Origin of the sequence: Lacihabitans sp. LS3-19 (assembly GCF_024343575.1) — a bacterium.
In the GTDB taxonomy this organism is placed as follows: Bacteria; Bacteroidota; Bacteroidia; order Cytophagales; family Spirosomataceae; genus Leadbetterella.
Window position 1 is genome coordinate 177,474 of record NZ_RJUA01000001.1, and the last position, 17,119, is coordinate 194,592.

Sequence of the window (17,119 nt, forward strand, 5' to 3'; positions counted from 1 at the left end):
TATTATAAAATGAAAAAACTTAGTAGACGTGACTTTTTTGCTCCAATGGTAACCGCAAGTATTGGCTTATCTTTTGTAAAAAAAGCGGTAGCTACTCCTAATAAACTAATTGGAAAGCGGGTGGGGATTATTGGTTTGGACACCTCTCATTCTGTTGCTTTTACCAAGTCCTTGCTAAGAGGCGATGCGGCTTTTAAGGGTTACAAGGTAGTTGCTGCTTATCCGAAAGGGAGTTTAGACATCGTTTCAAGTACAGAAAGAATACCTGGGTACGTTGAGGAAGTCAAGAAAATGGGCGTGGAGATTGTAAACTCTATCGGGCAATTACTGGAAAAAGTGGATGTTGTTTTGTTAGAAACCAATGACGGACGAAGACATTTGGAGCAAGCAATAGAGGTTTTCAAAAGTGGCAAAAGGACATTTATTGATAAGCCCATTGCCGCTTCATTAAACGACGCCAAAGCTATTTTTAAAGCGGCAGAAAAATATAAAGTACCTACGTTTTCTGCTTCCTCCTTACGCTTTGCGACAGGAATGATGGAAATCAAAAATGGCTCAATAGGCAAAGTGGGCGGAGCGGATACTTTTAGTCCGATGAAGTTCGAGAAAACGCATCCCGATTTGTTTTGGTACGGAATTCATGGTGTAGAAATGCTATTTACCGTAATGGGCACAGGCTGTGAAAGTGTGCAAAGGACCATCGGCGAAGACCAAGAAGTATTTACAGCCAAATGGAAAGATGGCCGTATAGGCACATTCAGAGGAATAAAAAATGGTAAACAAGACTATGGTGGTACTGCTTTTGGTGAGAAAGGCATAAGTCCGCTTGGGCCATACAATGGTTATGATCCACTTTTAGTAGAAATCATCAATTTCTTTGAATCAGGAATTTCTCCAGTAGATGAAAATGAAACATTGGAAATTTGTGCATTTATGGAAGCTGCCGACTTAAGTAAGAAAAGGGGAGGGAAGTCAGTTAGCCTTAATGAGGTAGGACTATAATTGATAAATTATTCTTCCTTCTACCATGGTCATTTTGATGTTAATTTTGTCATCAAAAATGAGGATATCAGCATCTTTTCCTATTTCTAAAGAGCCTTTTCTGTCCTGAACTTTCATGATCCATGCGGGTGTAAGACTAGCCATAATGATAGTGTCAAGCATTGGTACTTCGGCCATGTATAGCATAGTTCTTATGAGTCGGTCAAAGGTTGCTACACTTCCCGCAAAAGAACTTCGGTCAGGCATTTTGGCTACACCATCTTCCACAATTACCTCAACGCCGTTTTTGTAGCCGCCTAAAAGTGATTTACCTTCAGGCAAGGAGGCCGCTCTAATGGCATCTGTTATGAGGGCTGTTTTATTTGGACCTTTTATTTTGTAAATCAACTTTAAAAGCGGTGCAGGTAAATGTGCACCGTCAGCGATGATTTCAACATCCATATCGTCAATAAGATAGCCAGCTTCTACAACACCAGCGTATCGGTAAGCATTGCGACGCGTAACTCCGAGCATGGCGGAATAAAAGTGCGTTGCCAAGGTATAACCATTGCGAAAAGCCTCTTCTGCTTCTTCGTATATCGCATCGGTATGTGCTATGGCAGGAAGGATGTTGTTTTCAACCAAATATTTGCCGAATTCTATGGCTCCGGGCAACTCAGGTGCAGCACTCCATCGCTTTATGGTTTTATAATTTTTAATAAGGTTTGTGTATTCTGATTCGTCTGGATTACGGATAAATCGAGGATCTTGGGCACCTTTTTGGTTCATTGCAAAATATGGTCCTTCGAGGTGCATTCCTAACATTGACGCACCCTTGGTATTTTTCTTATTCGCACTTTCGAAAGAGTCCAATGTGGCAAGTAAGTCTTCTGGCTCAGCAGTCAAAGTAGTAGGAAACATGGCTGTTGTGCCATATTTAGCGTGCGTTTCGGCAATGGTCAAAAATGCCTCTGGCGTGCCATCCATAAAATCACTTCCGCCCCCTCCGTGGATATGGATATCTATAAAACCAGGTGAAATGTATTGCCCCTTGGCATCAATTGCTTGAGCTTCGGGAAAGTCTGGGTTACCTTGTTCGATTCCTATGATTTTGCCTTCAGAAACAAGCACAGATGCGTTTTCTAAAATTGCATTTGGAGTAATTACTTTGCCATTGAATATTTTTATTTTTGAAGACATTTTTAGACTGTTTTTGCTTTTTCTAAAACACTTTTAGGCAAAAGACTGGCCGCATTTTGGTCTAAAAAGTACGCACAACTTGGGTGTGTTTGCAAAATACTGGCTGGATGAAGATTTGTAACTTGTCCATTAAGGCAATTTTTAACGGCCTCGGCTTTTCTGGTGTCTGGTACAGAACAAATAATATGTTTTGTTTTCATTATTTGCTTTATAGACATGCTGATGGCTTGCTTAGGCACGGATTCTAAATTTTCAAACCAGCCTTCGCCAAACTGCTGTTGACGACAAGCCTCATCAAGATTCACAACGAGGTAGGGTTTTTCTGTTTCAAAGTCAGCCGGAGGGTCGTTGAAGGCCAAATGTCCATTTTCCCCAAAACCTACAAATGCTAAATCTATTGGATGCTTTTCGATAATTTCTCCAAGTCTAAAGCATTCTTTTTCACCGTCTTCTTCGCCATTTATTAAAACAACTTGTTTAAAGTTCGGACTAAGAATATTTACGAACCTATCCAAAAGGTATTTTCTGAAGCTAGCAGGGTGCGATATCGGAAGGCCCAAATACTCATCTAAGTGAAACATGGTGACTTTATCCCATGCAATGTCTTTTTCAGAAAGTACTTGTTTGAGTACCTCGAATTGGCTGGCTCCAGTAGCGAGTATGATATTGGCAGAGCCTTGGTTTCGAATGGTATTTCTAAGTATTTCAGCCGCTTTTTTCCCAGCAGCTATACCCATTTCTTCGTCAGTTTTGAATATCGATAGTGTCATTATTTATGTTTAAACTCTTAGAAATACTTTTTTGTCGTAAAGGAATTTTAAAAATAGCCATTTTATAAATATTAAAAAAAAGGCAATGACCAATATGGAATAAGGCTCTCCAACGATTTGCCCAAGCCATTTAAAAAATGCTTCGGTCGTATAGTCCCAATCAATGAATTTTCCTGAAATATAAATAAGGATAGAGTTCATACCTATCACTTGAAAAAAGAAAGTCCACTGATTGTACTTTAACACATCAATAATATAATAGAACAGAGCAAAAAGCAACAAACTTAAACCGACTGTTTGCATGACAAAAGAACTAGACCATAGGTTTTTATTGATTGGAAAATCAAGATTCCAGATTTGTGCAACTATCACAGCAACTAATCCAGCCAAGCCCATATAAAGGGCTTTTTTAGGTGGAGTGATCTTTTCTTTTTGTAAATAAATTCCAGTAATAATTCCTGCCAAAGCATTGCCAATTGCGGGTATATTGTTGAAAAGCCCAACCGTATCGTGTATTCCTCTTGAGAGTTTGCCGGGTAAAACCATTCGGTCAAAATAAGAAGCAAAATTACCTTCCATGCTTAAATCACCCATGGGAAAACCAGGAGCAGAAGTAAACTTGAGAATAAGCCAATAGGCGACTAGTAAGCCCGCAAACCAATAAATGAGAAGTTTCTCCTTTCCAAACAGGTAAATGATATTGGCAAAAACATAAGTTAGGCCAATTCTACCTAAAACGCTCATGAATCTGATGTCAGCTATTGGTTTTATTTCTAGTCCATTGTTGTAAACAATACCCAGCAAAAAGAGAATTAAGCCCCTTTTCAATACTTTAAGCAATATTTTATTTTTACTTGTCCCAGCATTCAATGCCTTTCCAATTGAAAATGGCGTAGAAACGCCAGCTAAAAAGATGAAAAGTGGGAAAATCAAATCATAAAAAGTAAAACCATTCCAATAGGGATGCTCCAATTGTCCTGAAAATGAGGTCCAAAATGAATTCGGGTAAATTTTGGAAAGTGCATGCACCAATCCTTCGCCACCAATAATCCAAAACATATCAAAACCTCTTAGGGTATCGAGCGAAAGCAGGCGACTTTGTATAAATGATGAATTTTTATCCATGATATTAAACTTTTGGCTCCCAGCCAGGTTCGTAGCTTCTTGACCAAAACTTCATTGCATCCTCATCATTTAGGATATGCCCATTATTTGAGTTAATATTTAGCGTTCGACCCGTTCGTTGAGCAATGTTACCCAGTTGCATAAGAAGCGTGCTTTTGTAACCACCATCGATGTCTGAAATTACGGGAGTTCCTTTTCTTATTCCATCAAAGAAATTCTGGATATGCAATGCGTCCAATTGCTGTGAAGGGTCTTGAAGGTTTCTTGGGTCAATTTCGAAGTCATTTTTCACTTCTTTGATCAAGTTGTTTTTTAGGTCAAAAATTTTGTAAGAATTTCCACTTTCTATCAACATTGAGCCATTTTCGGCATAAAAAATGACACCAACGCTATTGCTTTCATCGAGTTTGCCATTGCAAGAGCGACCTTCCCAAGTAATTAAACTTTTATTGGCAAATTCTATGGAAATCATCTGTGTATCAGGGGTTTCCCAGTCATCTTGGTAACGATACCGTCCTCCAGAAGAATTTACTTTTGTTGGAAAATCAACACTCAATCCCCAACGTGCAAGGTCAACCATGTGCGTACCGTTGTTTAAAGCTTCACCTGTGCCCCAGTGCCAAAACCAATGCCAGTTGTAGTGAATCACATTGTCTTGATAGGGCATTCGAGGGGCAGGGCCTTGCCATAAATCGAAATTGAGCCATGAGGGTACAGTCACTTTATTGCCTTTACCAATCGATGCCCTGTTATTGGTATACCAAGTTTTAGCATAATAAGGTCGACCGATTATACCAGCATGAAGTTCTTTTATGGCTTGGGCTACATTGGGCCAAGATCGTCGCTGGTTGCCCATCTGCATTACTTTTTTGTATTTTGCGGCAGATTGAACCAGCATTTCACCTTCTTTGGGATTATGGCTGCAAGGTTTTTCTAAATAGACATGCTTGCCTGCTGCACTAGCCAGTAAGCCTGCCGGTGCATGCCAATGGTCTGGTGCAGTTACTATAAGTACGTCCAAATCTCTATCTTCCAAGGCTTTACGAAAGTCTGGAGTGTCTTTTGGAATTTGATTTTGTATCTTTGAAACCGCATCAATACAAATTTTAGATGCTCTTGAATCAACGTCACAAATATGTAAGACTTCACAGTTGGTTTGAGAAGCAAAGTTTTTGGCTACAGCTAATCCACGGCTATTGACGCCCATACTTGCAACTGTTATTTTTTCGTTGGCTCCTTTTATTTTGTTATAGCTCTTGGCCGAAAAACCGGGCAAAATACCTCCCATGCTAAGGGCAAAAGCACCTGCGGAGGTTTTCTTTAGGAATGATCTTCGTGATTTATTCATTTGAAGAAAATTAGGGTTTTTATATTGAGGTATAAGTTATAGCTAAAAAAAGACTTTTCAAATGAATTGATAATCAATACTATTAAAGTCCTTTAATTGCTGAATGGTTTTAACTTATAATTTATTTCAACACCAGATGGATAAGTCTTTCCAAAAACACTTTGAACTTTCGGTTTACTATAAATAGTATTGAACTATACTACTAAGAAACCCCTTTCTTTTTCATAATTTAATAAGGGGAAATCTGGTTTCTTTCGATTGCTAAATGTTTGTTAAAGAATAAATACCAATGTTAAATTGGTGTAGTTAAAATTTATCCTTTGTAACAAAATTAGTAAAAACATGTATATCAGATTCAATAATTTATTGCATTTTCTCCGCAAATAGTTTTATTATTCTTTTACCATTTTTTCAAAAATTTTCTTAGGATTTAGGTTTCGAGAATATTCATTAACTTTGTCCACGAATTTTACAAAAAATAACAAAATTTTATATGGCACAGTATGATGTTGTGATTCTCGGAAGTGGCCCTGGTGGTTATGTAACGGCTATTAGAGCTTCTCAGTTGGGCTTGAAAGTAGCGGTAATAGAGAAGGAAAACCTAGGAGGTATTTGTCTTAACTGGGGATGTATTCCTACAAAGGCTCTTTTAAAATCAGCACAAGTATTTCAATATATTAAACATGCCAAAGACTACGGCATTACAGTGGGCGAGGCTAGTGCCGACTTTTCAGCAGTAATAGGTCGTTCACGTAGCGTGGCTGATGGAATGAGCAAAGGCGTACAGTTTTTGATGAAGAAAAACAAAATTGACGTAATAGACGGCTATGGCAAAGTGCTGGCTGGCAAAAAAGTAGAAGTTACTGCTGCCGATGGTACAGTAAGTGTAATAGAAGGAAAAAATATAATAATAGCTACTGGTGCAAGAGCGAGAGCATTGCCAAATGTGCCAATAGATGGTCAGAAAGTAATAGAGTATCGTAAAGCAATGACACTTGAAACACAACCAAAATCTTTGGTAGTGATAGGTTCGGGTGCTATAGGAGTGGAGTTTGCCTACGTTTACGCAAGCATGGGCACTAAGGTGACTATCGTAGAGTTTATGCCAAATATCGTACCTGTAGAAGACGAAGACGTATCGAAAGAATTGGCCAAGCAATACAAAAAAATGGGCATAGAAATCTATACTGATTCAAGTGTAGAGAAAGTAGACATTTCAGGAGATGGATGTGTTTCGACCGTAAAAACGCCGAAAGGAGAAATTACTATTGAATCAGAAATCGTTCTTTCGGCTGCAGGAATAGTTTCAAATATTGAAAACATCGGATTGGAAGATGTGGGTATTGCTACAGATAGAGGCAAAATATTGGTTGATAAATATTACCAAACAAACGTCCCAGGATATTATGCCATCGGTGATGTAGTTCCAGGGCAAGCTTTGGCTCACGTAGCTAGTGCAGAAGGTATTATTTGCGTTGAGAAAATAGCAGGTCATCATCCACATCCATTAAACTACGGAAATATCCCAGGATGTACCTACTGTTCTCCAGAAATCGCCTCTGTAGGATATACTGAAAAAGCGGCTAAAGAAGCTGGATACGAAATCAAGGTGGGTAAGTTTCCATTTTCTGCTTCGGGCAAAGCCAAAGCGGGTGGAGTGCCAGAGGGTTTCGTAAAAGTTATTTTTGATGCTAAATATGGTGAGTGGTTAGGTTGTCACATGATAGGAGCCAACGTAACAGAGATGATAGCAGAGGCCGTAGTAGCTCGTAATTTGGAAACTACAGGTATGGAAATAGTTAAGTCTGTTCACCCGCACCCAACTATGTCAGAAGCTATAATGGAAGCAGCCGCTGCAGCTTATGGCGAAGTGATTCACTTGTAAGAACTAATTTTTATAGATTTTAAGTCCTCCGAAATGATTTTCGGAGGTTTTTTTATGCCTTTTTCTTTTGGCACACAGATAACACGGATACTTCGTAGCACGGATTTTCATTAGAAAATATTCGTGCAATCGTGGCAAATTTTAAATGGAACGCGGATGAAGCGGATACTTCGTAGCACGGATTTTTCACGGATTTTTATTTGGAAATATTTGAGCAATCGTGGCAAATTTTAAATGGAATGCGGATAACGCGGATACTTCGTAGCACGGATTTTCACGGATTTTTTTGAAAAATATTTGTGGCAATTCCTAATTAAAAGGTTTGCTTTAAACAAATTCTAAATGAAAAAATGTCAGAACAATAAATTAATAATTCAGTCATTGTGGCAGCCTTAATATTATAAAAACGTCCACATTCGGCCATTTTGTCTTGAAAAATGAATTGGAATAGGTTTTGTTGAATGTCAATCAAACAAATTTGTAAAACATTAAACAAACAATAATTATGAAAACAGTATTAAGAAACTACGACAATTTGAATTCGTTCCCTGCATTGTTCAACGAATTTTTTGGAGAGCCAGCATTGGCAAAATTGAACAAAAGCGTACCATCTGCCAATATCAAAGAAAACGAAGATAATTTCGGAATTGAGTTGGTGGCACCTGGTTTTAAAAAGGATGCATTTAAGGTTGAAGTGCATGAGCGTAATTTGACTATTTCTGTAGAAGACAAAACCGAAACAGAAGAAAAAACAGAGACATTCTTAAGAAAAGAATACAACTTCGGCTCGTTCTCAAGATCTTTCAGATTGCCCAATACTGTCGATTCTGATAAAATCGAAGCAACTTACGAAGACGGTGTTTTGCATCTTACTATTCCAAAAAAAGAGGAAGCCAAGCCAAAAGAGCCGAAATTGATTTCGATTAACTAATTAGCGTTCGTTTTTGGAAAGGAAAGTGAACAAATAACATTATGCACCTCACTAAAAAATCGGTGAGGTGCTTTTTAGTTAATAATTGTTAAAGAAAACCTTTGTTTGTAAATTTTATCTCTAGAATTTGCGTTATTGATGTACTTAAAAATAAATTTGTATTTCTATAAATTTAATTTCTTTCAAATATTAAGCTATTAAAAATATGACATTGAATAATTCATGGAAGACTGCCATTATCGCAGTTTCAGCAAGTGTGGCAACTATAGCAGGTTACAGGGCTTTTGATGGTTACAAAAACGATGTGATAATAAACGAAGCTGGCGGAAAAAGCAATGCTTCGCTGGTAAATTACACAGGTATTCCAGCTGGTCAGCCAGGAGATTTTACTTATGCGGCAGGAGTTTCTGCTCCAGCGGTGGTTCACATTAAAGCAAAGACGACAAGAACCGTAAGACAAATGCCGTCTATTTTCGATCAGTTTTTTGGGATGGACGATGATGTTTTTGGAGGTCCTCGTACCCAAAACCAAGAGTCTTCAGGTTCTGGAGTTATCATTTCTGAAGATGGATATATAGTTACGAACAATCACGTAGTGGAAGGTGCAAGTGAACTTGAGGTGGTAACTTATAATAAAAGAGCATATACGGCGACCGTAATTGGTACTGACCCTTCGACAGATATTGCAGTAATAAAAATTGAAGAAAAAAGATTGCCGGCCATAACTTTTGGAAATTCTGACGAGGTAAAAGTAGGCGAGTGGGTATTGGCAGTTGGTAATCCATTTAATCTTGAGTCAACCGTTACAGCGGGTATCATCAGTGCTATTGGTAGAAATATCAATATTTTGGGGCAAAACAAACAAGGAAGAGGGCAGCAACAAGCTCAAAAGCAAGATTCTCCGATTGAATCATTTATACAGACAGACGCAGCGGTAAACCCGGGCAATAGTGGAGGTGCATTGGTAAATCTAAGTGGTAATTTGATTGGAATAAACACGGCTATCGCTTCGCCAAACGGAGCTTATGCTGGATATGCTTTTGCAGTTCCATCTAGCATCGTTAAAAAAGTTTCTACTGATTTGATTAAATTCGGAAACGTGCAGCGTGGATTTATTGGCTTAGCTCCTGTTGAGCTTAATAATAAAAATGCGAAAGAATTTGACTCTGATCTTGATGAAGGTATTTATGTTGCAGAAGTGCCTGACGACGGTGCTGCTAAAGATGCGGGTATCAAAAAAGGCGATGTAATAACCAAAGTGGATGGAATTGAAACTAAGTCTGAGCCTAAGTTTAGAGAATTGATAGGCAGAAAAAGACCAGGTGAAAAAGCTGTGTTAACAATAAATCGCGACGGAAAGGTAAAAGATTATACTGTAACTTTAAGGAATAATAAAGGAGGAGAAGGTATTGTTAAAAAAGACCCAGAGCTTGCTTCTGCTTTTGGAAAGTTAGGTATTGAATTGGAAGATATTTCTTCAAAAAACAAAGAGAAAATAGGCTTAAGAAATGGAGTAAGAATATCGGACATAAGAGAAGATGGATTTTTTGCCCAAAACACCAATATTGAGGCTGGATTTATTATTACAAGAGTAGGAAATGCAAGGGTAAATTCTGTCAAAGAAGTAAAAGACCAGATAAATCAGGCAAAGAAAAATGGAGAAGAAGGCGTACTGATTTGTGGTGTTTATGAAGGAAGTACATCTAGAAACTATTGCGTAGGAATTCCGGTAGAATAATAAACTTTTTTGAATTAGAGATTTTTTTACAAAAAGCTCGTTGGCAATTGCCTTCGGGCTTTTTTGTTTTTTCGAGTTAGAATTCTATTTTTATATAAAATTCAACCTTAATGCAAAACGACCCCTATTTTCTGAGCCAAGAAAAAATCCTAATTCCACCAAAAACTTTTCGTGATAGATTAAAATATTTGGGGCCAAGTCTCATTCTTTCGGCGGCTATAGTGGGCTCTGGAGAATTGATAGCTACCACTACACTCGGGGCTAAAGCAGGATTCGTTTGCTTTTGGATAATATTGGTAAGCTGTGCCGTTAAAGTTATGGTACAGTTGGAGTTCGGTAAACATACCGTTTCTACAGGTGAAACCTCTATGCAAATAATGTCGCAATTGCCTGGTCCCAAAATCAATAATACAAGATGGAGTGTGTGGTTAGTTTTTATAATTATGATATTCAAATTGTTGCAAGTTGGTGGCATAGTAGGCGGTGTGGCCATTACGCTCAACATGGTATTTTCTCAAATTCCAGTCCCAGTTTTTGCTTTTTTAGTAGCAACCATGGGTGCCTTATTGGTGTACAAAGGCTATTACCAAAGCCTAGAAAAGCTTTCGCTTTTTATGATTGCCTTTTTTACGATTTTTACTTTTTCTTCCTTATATTTTTTAAAATATACAACGTATCAGATATCCTGGGAAAATATAAAAGAGGGCTTATCATTTAAACTTCCCAAAGCAGCTTTGGCTTTCGCATTTGGTGCGTTTGGCATTACCGGAGTGGGTGGTGATGAGATTATTCACTACAATTATTGGTGCCTCGAAAAAGGCTACGCTTCGCATGTAGGTCCAAGAGATGAATCAGAAGATTGGAAAAACAGAGTAGCTGGCTGGGTAAAAGTGATGCAATTGGATGCATTTTTAGCCATGTTGATTTATACCAGTGTCACGGCTGCATTTTATTTATTAGGAGCTGCGGTATTGCATCAACAAGCCACTTTGCCAGAGGGCTATCAGATGATCGAGGTCTTATCTCAAATGTTTACTGAAAGTTTGGGGCCTTGGTCAAAAGTGTTTTTTTTAGGAGGTGCTTTCGTGATTTTGTTTTCCACAGTTTTTGCAGCTTTGGCAGCTTGGACAAGGCAGTTTGCAGATATTTTTGGACAGATGCAATGGGTAGATTTTAGCAATATGGCCCAAAGGAAAAAATTGATAGCTCGACTTGCTTGGGTGTTGCCATTTCTTTGGGCTTTTTTGTTTGTTTTTATCAAACTGCCCATGATTATGGTAGTTTCGGGAGGAATAGTCGGCTCGTTTTTATTGATTTTAGTGCTTTGGGCTGTTATTTACAATAAATATTTTAGAATGAATGACGTCCAGAAGTCCACAGGTTTTTATAATATTTTGCTTTGGATAAGTATTTGTTCCATCTTAGCGTTTTGTATTTATGGAATTTTACAAATTTTCTAACACTTTATGAAAAACCTCGGCTGGAAAATTATCAGCATCATTCTTTTGCCCATTCAATTCGTATTTTTTAAAATTATTAGTTCAAATCCTGATTGGATTGAAGACTATTATTCTAGAAGATTTTTCAAAGGTTTATCTTCTTTTTTAAGAATTATTACTTCGCCTTTTAACTTTTCTATTGGATTGGTTTTGGTTTATATCCTCAGTTTTATTTTGGTTTTTTTCATTGTAAAAGAAATCACAAAATTGAGAAAAGGAGAAACCAATTTTAAAAGAATATTGATAAACGTATTGGCATATTTATCTCCTATTTATTTGTTTTTTATGCTTACTTGGGGACTTGCTTATCATAAAATGCCAATAGAAAAACTGATGCATTTAGATAAAAAAAACATTAAAGACCAAGAAGTTATAGATTTGTGTAAAACCTTGGTGGATTCAACCAACAAAAAAAGAAGTGCCCTGTCAGATGTACAAATAAGCAAAAGCTCTTTTGATGAAATTTTTGACGAAGCACCAGAAGCGTATACAAATTTGAAAGGTCAATTTCCGTTTTTAAATTATAAACATCCATCTATAAAAAAGGCCACGGGAAGTAACCTTTTGGCTTACATGAGTACGAGTGGAGTTTATATGTTTCCATCAGGAGAAGCTAATGTTAACACGAATAATATGCTCTATGATGCACCTTATGTAACTACCCACGAAATGGCTCATCAATTGGGTTTTGCATCTGAGGATGAAGCCAATTTTTTAGCTTTTTTAGCATGCAAAAACCATCCAAATCCACTTTTTCAGTATTCTGCATATTACGGAACAGTTTTTAGAGCATTAAACAAAGTTTGGGAAATAGACAGCACACAATCCAAAGAGCTTTATGGAAAACTAGACCCTAAAGTCATAGCTGATAGAGAGAAAGAAAAAGCCGTCTGGATAAAATTCAGGAATCCTATTCAGAGATATATTGTAAGTCCATTTTATGATTTTTTTCTTAAATCCAACGGACAAGAGGAAGGTTCTAGAAGTTATGATTTGGTTTTGGACTTAATGGTGGCTGAGCGGAGGAAGGCTGGTCTTAGATAATTCTTTTTAATAAGGGAGAGGCTTATAATTGTAAGATATTGCTTAAAATGATTTCGCTCTTTCAGAGCTTTTTGGATGTTTTACTATTTAGTATTATATAATCGGGCTTTGTCCAATTTAATCGGGCTTTGCCCTATTTTGATTGATTTCGCTCTTTCAGAGCTTTTTGGATGTTTTATTATATAGTTGGGTTTTGTCTAATTTAATCGGGCTTTGCCCAATTTTCTTCGATTTCGCTCTTTCAGAGCTTTTATGGTTTTTTCTATTTGGTATCAAATAATTGTGTTTTCCCAATTTTCTTTTATTTCGCTCTTTCAGACCTTTTATAATTTAACCTTATTTGTATTAAACAAGAGGATTTTTTTTGCTTAATATTTTTATAAAAGTATGAATATCAGCTCTTAATTTATAAAATTTATGTTATTCGGTCTAAGTTGCAAGGTATTGAAATAATCAAAGTAAAGCATTGAAAGTGCAGAATTTCCAAGCTTAGTTTATTCGGCTTAAGGTGACATATATAATAATAATCTAAGTAAAGCACTGAAAGGGCGGAATCACCAAACTTAGCTTATTCCGCCTGATTTGAAATTTTCGGTCATTATCAAATTCAAGCACTAAAAAGCCGAAAATTCCTAAACTTAGGCCAACCAACTTGGGTATAAGAAATATACATAATCAAAGGCAAACCCTGAAAGAGCCAAAGCAAAACCTTAGGCCAATTAGCTTGGGAATAAGAAATATCCAACATAAAAATTAAGCCCTGAAAGGGCAATATCACTAAACTTAGGCAAACCAGCCTAAGTTTGTAATATATAATCATAATCTAAGTCAAGCCCTGAAAGGGCGAAATCATTTTTTCGAAATAATAACAATCAGGAACTACTTTCGATATTCTTTCTAATGAACCCAAATTTTGGTATTTCATTCCTAGAAAAATTTCTCCTAAATCCTTCTTCTTTGTGCTTTTTAATTCGTTTTCGTCCTCTATTTTTTTTAGCAAAATCCTCTTATATTTTTAGTGCAAATAAACATTCTAGCTATTTTTTGGTTAATTTTGAGGTTCTTACAATTTTCAGAAAATAATCAACAGTGGTAGATAAAAAACTCAACGACGTAGAGCTTACAGGACATGAACAAATTGAGGTTTACGGTGCTCGTGAACACAATCTCAAGAACATAGATGTGGTAATTCCTCGCAATAAACTGGTGGTAATAACAGGTATCAGTGGTAGCGGAAAATCGTCTTTGGCATTTGATACAATCTATGCCGAAGGCCAGAGGAGGTACATGGAGAGTTTTTCTGCATATGCCCGAAGTTTTATTGGGGACATGGAGCGGCCAGATGTGGACAAAATCAACGGTCTTTCACCTGTTATTTCAATAGAACAAAAAACCACCTCTCGAAACCCTCGTTCTACAGTAGGTACAACTACAGAGATTTATGACTTTCTGAGATTATTGTTTGCTAGGGTCGGAATTGCCTATAGCTATGTTACGGGCAAACCCATGGTGAAACAAACACAGGATCAGATCATTGAGCAAATTTTTGATCAATATGCTGGTAAAAAAGTAAGTATTTTAGCTCCATTAGTAAAAGGAAGAAAAGGGCACTATCGGGAGCTTTTTGTGCAGATTGCTAAAATGGGTTATCAAAAAGTAAGAGTTGATAATGAAGTGTTGGATGTGAGTCCAAAAATGCAGTTGGATAGATACAAAATCCATGATATTGAGATAGTAGTAGATAGGGTAATTCCGAAAACGGAAGACAGATTTAGAATCAGTCAGTCGGTAGGTACAGCACTGAAACTAGGAAAAGGGTCGGTTTTATTATTGGATGAAAAAAACAATGTGCAGTATTTGTCCCAAAACCTTACTGACCCAGAGGCGGGAATAAGTTATGAAGACCCTTCTCCAAATTCGTTCTCATTTAATTCACCTTATGGTGCTTGTCCGTCTTGCAACGGAATGGGCATTGTGGAGGAAATAACAGAAGAATCCATAATTCCTGATAGAAGCCTGTCAATTACTCGTGGAGGAATAGCTCCATTAGGCGAATACCGAGACCTTTGGATTTTCAAACAGATTGAAATCATTCTTAAAAGTTATAAATCTTCGATAAGTGTACCTATAGAAAAAATTCCAGAGGAAGCACTAAAAACGATTCTGTATGGTAGCGACGAACCAGTGGCGGTACCCTCTAAAAAATATCCCGGAACAGATTGGAATACTAGTTTTGAGGGAATAATGAATTTCTTGAAAAAACAACAAGACTCTGATTCTGACAAAATCCAAGATTGGTTGAAGGATTTTATGCTCATAAAAACTTGTGATGAGTGTAATGGACAACGATTGAGAAAAGAGTCTTTGCATTTTTTGATAGACGATAAAAACATTGCCCAATTATCTGAAATGGACATTTCGGATCTGGCAGATTGGTTTGCTGATATCGAAAAAAGACTCAACGACAGACAAAATGTAATAGCCGTAGAAATCCTCAAGGAAATAAAAAAGCGAATCGGGTTTTTGTTTGGTATTGGACTAGATTATCTTACACTTAATCGACCTTTGAAAACCCTTTCGGGTGGAGAAGCTCAAAGGATAAGATTGGCTACCCAGATAGGTACGCAGTTGGTTGGAGTACTTTACATAATGGACGAGCCGAGTATAGGTTTGCATCAACGTGACAACGTAAAACTTATCACGGCATTGAAAGATTTGCGTGATTTGGGCAATACTGTTTTGGTTGTTGAACACGACAAAGACATGATGCTGGAGTCTGACTACATTCTAGATATTGGTCCGGGAGCAGGTAGACATGGCGGCAAAGTAGTGAGTTATGGAACACCAGATGAATTTATAGAGAAAGGCGGAATCACAGCGGATTACTTAAGTGACAGAGTTAGCATAGAAGTTCCCAAAAAGAGGAGGGAAGGCAATGGTCTTTTTCTTAGCATAAAAGGAGCTACTGGACATAACTTGAAAAACGTAAACCTCAAACTTCCACTTGGAAAAATCACAAGTGTGACGGGTGTGAGTGGAAGTGGAAAGTCGTCTTTGATACACGAAACCTTGTTTCCGATTCTCAATCATCATTTTTTTAGAGCAAAAAAAGAACCTTTGGCCTACAAAAAAGTAGAGGGTTTGGAGCATATAGACAAAGTAATAGAAGTAGACCAGTCGCCGATTGGACGTACGCCGAGGAGTAATCCGGCTACTTATACAGGTATGTTTTCAGATATCAGAACCTTGTATGCCGAGTTGCCAGAATCTAAGATTAGAGGGTACAAGCCAGGTCGTTTTTCATTCAATGTGAAAGGCGGTAGATGCGAAACTTGTGAAGGAGCTGGAATGAAAAAAATAGAGATGGATTTCCTTCCTGACGTGCACGTGCAGTGTGAAACCTGCAAAGGAAAGCGATTTAACCGTGAAACTTTGGAGGTAAGATTTAAAGGAAAATCTATTGCGGATGTCTTAGATATGACTGTTGAGGAGGCGATTCCATTTTTCGAAGTGCAGCCAAGAATCAACCGCAAGGTGCAAATATTGAATGATGTTGGCCTTGGTTATATAACTCTTGGGCAGCATGCTACTACGCTTTCGGGTGGCGAAGCCCAGCGAGTGAAACTCTCAGAGGAACTTTCAAAAAAAGACACTGGAAAGACACTTTATATTTTAGATGAACCTACCACAGGTCTTCATTTTCAGGATATTAGAAAACTACTGGATGTAATCCAAAAATTGGCAGATAAAGGGAATACCATTTTGATAATTGAACACAATATGGACGTAATCAAAATCTCTGATCACGTTATAGACATTGGACCAGAAGGTGGAAACAAAGGTGGGAATATTGTCGCCGAAGGCACTCCTGAGCAAGTGGCGAAAGTAAAAGGAAGTTATACTGGGTTTTTCTTGAAAAAAGAAATGGCATAAATTGAAACCTTTCCAATACATACCTGCTTTAAAATATCATTTTTTTACACCGATTTACGACTGGTTTATTGGCTTGACTATGCCAGAGGTTAAAGTAAAAACTAAAGCGATAGAATATTTAGAAATTAAGCCTTTCGAAAAGGTGTTGGATTTCGGATGTGGTACAGCTACGGCTTTGATTTTGGCGAAAAATCTCGTTCCAGACGCTGAAATTACAGGCTTTGATGTAGATGAAAAAATAATGAAAATTGCTCAAAATAAAGTAGACAAATCAAACCAAAAAATTAATCTAGTTTGTTTATATTCAAACACTTTGCCATTTTCAGACAATTATTTTGACAAGATTTTTTCTACTTGGGTTTTTCACCATTTAAATTCTGAAGAAAAACTGCAAGCTTTCAAAGAACTAAGAAGAGTATTAAAACCAGAAGGCAAAATGCTCATAGCAGACTGGGGAGCTCCGCAGAATTTTTTGATGAAAATATTATTTACGATTCTTCAGGTTTTTGATAATTTTGAAACTACTGCTCATAATAAAAAAGGCTTGTTGCCAAACACAATGTTAAATGGGGGTTTTGAAACGGTTGAAGAAATAGGTTTTCAAAACACTATAATGGGTACTTTAAGATATTGGAAAGTGTCTTAGAAGTACTTTTTAAAGACTC

At 37.3% G+C, this 17,119-nt stretch carries 13 protein-coding genes; 8 read left to right on the forward strand and 5 right to left on the reverse strand.

Going from position 1 to position 17,119, the window contains the following annotated elements; all coding sequences use genetic code 11:
• Positions 1-9: 9 nt before the first annotated feature.
• Positions 10-1,002, forward strand: coding sequence for a Gfo/Idh/MocA family protein (locus EGI22_RS00745; RefSeq protein ID WP_255065687.1), 993 nt, complete (start codon positions 10-12; stop codon positions 1,000-1,002).
• Here EGI22_RS00745 and nagA read toward each other — a convergent pair.
• From nagA to EGI22_RS00765, 4 genes are read right to left on the reverse strand one after another with little or no spacing between them, the layout of a single operon-like run.
• Positions 997-2,181: an N-acetylglucosamine-6-phosphate deacetylase gene (nagA, locus tag EGI22_RS00750; RefSeq protein WP_255065690.1), complete on the reverse strand. Its 1,185-nt coding sequence runs from the start codon at positions 2,179-2,181 to the stop codon at positions 997-999. The two genes, EGI22_RS00745 and nagA, sit on opposite strands and share 6 nt — an antisense overlap.
• 2 nt (positions 2,182-2,183) lie before the next feature.
• Positions 2,184-2,951 (reverse strand): glucosamine-6-phosphate deaminase, encoded by a 768-nt coding sequence (locus EGI22_RS00755; protein WP_255065692.1) that lies wholly within the window; start codon positions 2,949-2,951, stop codon positions 2,184-2,186.
• A 9-nt stretch (positions 2,952-2,960) separates the two neighbouring features.
• Positions 2,961-4,076 (reverse strand): acyltransferase family protein, encoded by a 1,116-nt coding sequence (locus tag EGI22_RS00760; protein WP_255065693.1) that lies wholly within the window; start codon positions 4,074-4,076, stop codon positions 2,961-2,963.
• A gap of 4 nt (positions 4,077-4,080) precedes the next feature.
• Positions 4,081-5,424 (reverse strand): Gfo/Idh/MocA family protein, encoded by a 1,344-nt coding sequence (locus tag EGI22_RS00765; RefSeq protein ID WP_255065694.1) that lies wholly within the window; start codon positions 5,422-5,424, stop codon positions 4,081-4,083.
• 493 nt (positions 5,425-5,917) lie between these two features.
• Between EGI22_RS00765 and lpdA the strand changes: the two genes are divergently transcribed.
• From lpdA to EGI22_RS00790, 5 genes are all read left to right on the forward strand, one after another.
• The gene (lpdA, locus tag EGI22_RS00770) at positions 5,918-7,309 is read left to right on the forward strand and encodes a dihydrolipoyl dehydrogenase (protein ID WP_255065695.1); all 1,392 of its coding nucleotides are present in this window, start codon (positions 5,918-5,920) and stop codon (positions 7,307-7,309) included.
• A gap of 505 nt (positions 7,310-7,814) precedes the next feature.
• Positions 7,815-8,240, forward strand: a complete 426-nt coding sequence (locus EGI22_RS00775; RefSeq protein ID WP_255065696.1) for an Hsp20/alpha crystallin family protein — start codon at positions 7,815-7,817, stop codon at positions 8,238-8,240.
• 205 nt (positions 8,241-8,445) lie between these two features.
• Positions 8,446-9,978 (forward strand): trypsin-like peptidase domain-containing protein, encoded by a 1,533-nt coding sequence (locus EGI22_RS00780; RefSeq protein WP_255065698.1) that lies wholly within the window; start codon positions 8,446-8,448, stop codon positions 9,976-9,978.
• 110 nt (positions 9,979-10,088) lie between these two features.
• Positions 10,089-11,438 (forward strand): Nramp family divalent metal transporter, encoded by a 1,350-nt coding sequence (locus EGI22_RS00785; RefSeq protein WP_255065700.1) that lies wholly within the window; start codon positions 10,089-10,091, stop codon positions 11,436-11,438.
• Between the two features lie 6 nt (positions 11,439-11,444).
• Entirely contained in the window at positions 11,445-12,521 is a 1,077-nt protein-coding gene (locus EGI22_RS00790; RefSeq protein ID WP_255065701.1) for a DUF3810 domain-containing protein, read from the forward strand.
• Positions 12,522-13,344: 823 nt separating this feature from the next.
• Here EGI22_RS00790 and EGI22_RS00795 read toward each other — a convergent pair.
• The gene (locus EGI22_RS00795; RefSeq protein WP_255065702.1) at positions 13,345-13,521 is read right to left on the reverse strand and encodes a hypothetical protein; all 177 of its coding nucleotides are present in this window, start codon (positions 13,519-13,521) and stop codon (positions 13,345-13,347) included.
• Positions 13,522-13,610: 89 nt separating this feature from the next.
• Here EGI22_RS00795 and uvrA point away from each other — a divergent pair, with 89 nt between their 5' ends.
• Together uvrA and EGI22_RS00805 are read left to right on the forward strand one after the other, a co-directional pair.
• The gene (uvrA, locus tag EGI22_RS00800; protein ID WP_255065703.1) at positions 13,611-16,454 is read left to right on the forward strand and encodes an excinuclease ABC subunit UvrA; all 2,844 of its coding nucleotides are present in this window, start codon (positions 13,611-13,613) and stop codon (positions 16,452-16,454) included.
• A 1-nt stretch (position 16,455) separates the two neighbouring features.
• A complete protein-coding gene (locus tag EGI22_RS00805) occupies positions 16,456-17,100 on the forward strand; it encodes a class I SAM-dependent methyltransferase (RefSeq protein ID WP_255065704.1) in 645 nt (214 codons plus the stop codon).
• The last annotated feature ends 19 nt before the right edge of the window (positions 17,101-17,119 follow it).

Coding starts and splice junctions, on each gene's coding strand:
- EGI22_RS00745 (WP_255065687.1), top strand. CDS start 10: ATGAAAAAACTTAGTAGACGTGACTTTTTTGCTCCAATGGTAACCGCA.
- nagA (WP_255065690.1), bottom strand. CDS start 2,181: ATGTCTTCAAAAATAAAAATATTCAATGGCAAAGTAATTACTCCAAAT.
- EGI22_RS00755 (WP_255065692.1), bottom strand. CDS start 2,951: ATGACACTATCGATATTCAAAACTGACGAAGAAATGGGTATAGCTGCT.
- EGI22_RS00760 (WP_255065693.1), bottom strand. CDS start 4,076: ATGGATAAAAATTCATCATTTATACAAAGTCGCCTGCTTTCGCTCGAT.
- EGI22_RS00765 (WP_255065694.1), bottom strand. CDS start 5,424: ATGAATAAATCACGAAGATCATTCCTAAAGAAAACCTCCGCAGGTGCT.
- lpdA (WP_255065695.1), top strand. CDS start 5,918: ATGGCACAGTATGATGTTGTGATTCTCGGAAGTGGCCCTGGTGGTTAT.
- EGI22_RS00775 (WP_255065696.1), top strand. CDS start 7,815: ATGAAAACAGTATTAAGAAACTACGACAATTTGAATTCGTTCCCTGCA.
- EGI22_RS00780 (WP_255065698.1), top strand. CDS start 8,446: ATGACATTGAATAATTCATGGAAGACTGCCATTATCGCAGTTTCAGCA.
- EGI22_RS00785 (WP_255065700.1), top strand. CDS start 10,089: ATGCAAAACGACCCCTATTTTCTGAGCCAAGAAAAAATCCTAATTCCA.
- EGI22_RS00790 (WP_255065701.1), top strand. CDS start 11,445: ATGAAAAACCTCGGCTGGAAAATTATCAGCATCATTCTTTTGCCCATT.